The 2,426-nt window shown below is 40.2% G+C and carries 2 protein-coding genes; both read right to left on the minus strand.

Features of this window, described 5'->3' with window-relative positions:
- Positions 1–190: 190 nt before the first annotated feature.
- The gene (locus PPOP_RS13565; protein WP_006287084.1) at positions 191–709 is read right to left on the minus strand and encodes a hypothetical protein; all 519 of its coding nucleotides are present in this window, start codon (positions 707–709) and stop codon (positions 191–193) included.
- A 413-nt stretch (positions 710–1,122) separates the two neighbouring features.
- Positions 1,123–2,217, minus strand: a complete 1,095-nt coding sequence (locus PPOP_RS24400) for a polymorphic toxin-type HINT domain-containing protein (protein WP_006287085.1) — start codon at positions 2,215–2,217, stop codon at positions 1,123–1,125.
- Positions 2,218–2,426 lie beyond the last annotated feature (209 nt).

Raw genomic sequence — 2,426 nt, forward strand, 5'->3', positions numbered from 1 at the left:
TCCCGTTGAGTGGCAGTTACGGATTCATTGTATTCTATTAGGAGAATCCCGATTATTTTGATATGGGGTAATTTGGTTAATCAACAGGCCTGTTTACACAAAGTTATTGACAGACCCTCAAATCGTACTACTTCCAAGTAACCGTATCTTTAACCACGCAGTATAGCAAGAATCTATTAATTTTTTACAACTATATTTTCATTTCTTCACTTATTAAGGAGTCAACTTTATCAGTTTTCATTGACCAGTAATCCTCTACTATTTTGTCCACAGGTGTCATTTTATTCAGTCTGAACAATTTAAGAAATCCTGCCAATGAATCCTGAGCAAGTAATAAGAACTCCTCTTGTTGGAAAACTAACTTTATTCCAATATCAACTTCAACTATCCAATTAATATCATTATTTTTCCAAGTTGCCATATCCTTCAGAATAAGTATATCCTCTAAGTTTTTACCGACATAGATTAATTTATAATCAGGGCTTAGTGTTGTTGTATGTTCGATTTTTAACTTGGGATATTCATTACCATCCGATGCATTGTTAGGAATGTTTTTGATACTTATCTTCCTATCAGGGCTTTCAATGACAAGGTTGAGTGCAAATTCCCCAACTTCGTCGATGTACAGATTCAACGATGAAGCACCTTTCATACTTCTTAGAATATCAATTTGTTCTTGGGTTATATCATTCTTTATAACGTGTTGCACCTTATCCGCCCCTTTTTTCCGTTCGGGATGTGTCTTGAAAAAAAGAACTCGACCTTTGATCTGCCTATTTTTGTTTGTGAAGAAGAAGCTGAAATTAGTAACCCTCATTTTCATTCACCGTGGTGGCCGACAGGCCATGGGGGTTTTCCATCGTGATTCGTCCCATCGAGTAGTACTGAACGATTTGGCGTAACCGTTTGAAGTCTCCTTTTTTCTGGTCGCGGTCATTCAGCAAAATCGGGCCGAGCCAGCATGGGGTTGTTCATAGAACGAATACTCACCGTTTTTAGGACTAGGTCAAACCACCATAAAGAGCTACGTCATTTCTGTCCAATCGCAGTATTACTCCGAATGGAATCGTATGAGCCGCGCAAAACCCTACTTTCATGTATGCTGGGGATGCGGGATTGTTTTTAGGGTATGAAATGAATTTTTTGCTGTTTGAAGGTTCTGCCCCCATTAATATCAACCGCAGGAGTACCGTCAGAATGTGAAAAGCGTCTATATGTTATCGCTGTCCCGTCTTTCATAACCCTAAGAATCTTACCATCACCAAGGACTCTTTCAATCTTGAACCCTTGAGTTTTTTCTTCAAAAAATTTCCTGGCGGCCTTATCTCCTCCTGTTAGATTTCTTACTTTACTACTTCCACTTTGACCGACTGTTCCATAATATCCATTTTCATTGGGGGTATTCTTAGGAGAATTACCCGTCCCCTTAGACGCCTTCCCGGCGCTTTTTCCGAAATTTTTCCCGTTAGTTTTTGCCGATGTCTTTGCCGGTATTTTTTTCGGTGTTTTTTTCAGTGTTTTCCCCAGCGCTTTTTTTCTAGCGATCTCAGCATTGATTTTTTTAAACGCCCAACTATTAGCGGGATCCAATGCTTTATCTAGCTTCAGCTTAACAGAAGATCTACCTACATTACCCGTCCCCCTAGTTACATTCTTAGCGTTTTTCGCAGTGCTTTTCCCTGTGTTTCTCGCGGCATTCTTCCCAGTGTTCCCTAATATTTTAGAAATTAGTTTAATCAAGGGGCCGTTATTATGCGTCCATATTTCGGACTCCGTAACAAAGTAATTATGTACTCCTCCAACTTCGAAGTTATATACAGGCGTACTGCTGTTCTTCATCTCGATCCGGTCGATCGGATAGGGCTTGCCTTCCGCATTTTGAAGCAGATCTCCTGCCTTCAGGTGGCTTGCTTCCACCCATCCTTGGCCGTGCACCCAGAACGGATGCTCCCCGGTTGTCGTGATTGGAATTCCTTTGACGGTAATGTGATACGCCTCATCCGCCTGACTCTGGAATAACTGAACAACTCTATGATACTCTGTTTTTCCCGATGTTTCATCTTTTGCCTGAACGAGATCCCCGACCCGGATTTGTTCAATCGGCTTGAATCCTACTTCGGTCTGCACCAAGGTGCCATTCGCGAAATCCGCATAAGCAAGAGGAAGGCTTGTAAATGAAAGGGCAAAAAATAATAATAGGGCTATAAATTTTTTCATATTCTGCTCCTTTTTATAAAAGAAATTCAATCAATAACTGCGTTCATAATCGCGGCTAAGGAATGCTGTCGTCCATAGATTTCTTGAACATAATTCGATCAATAACCACTTCTTTCCCCCCCTCCTGTATGAGAGATTAGTATTTGTTGTTAAAAAATACCGTTGTTGAGTATAACAAAACTGGTGATTTATGTGTTAAAATATTGTAA

Source organism: Paenibacillus popilliae ATCC 14706 (assembly GCF_000315235.1).
GTDB classification, from domain to species: Bacteria; Bacillota; Bacilli; order Paenibacillales; family Paenibacillaceae; genus Paenibacillus_B; species Paenibacillus_B popilliae.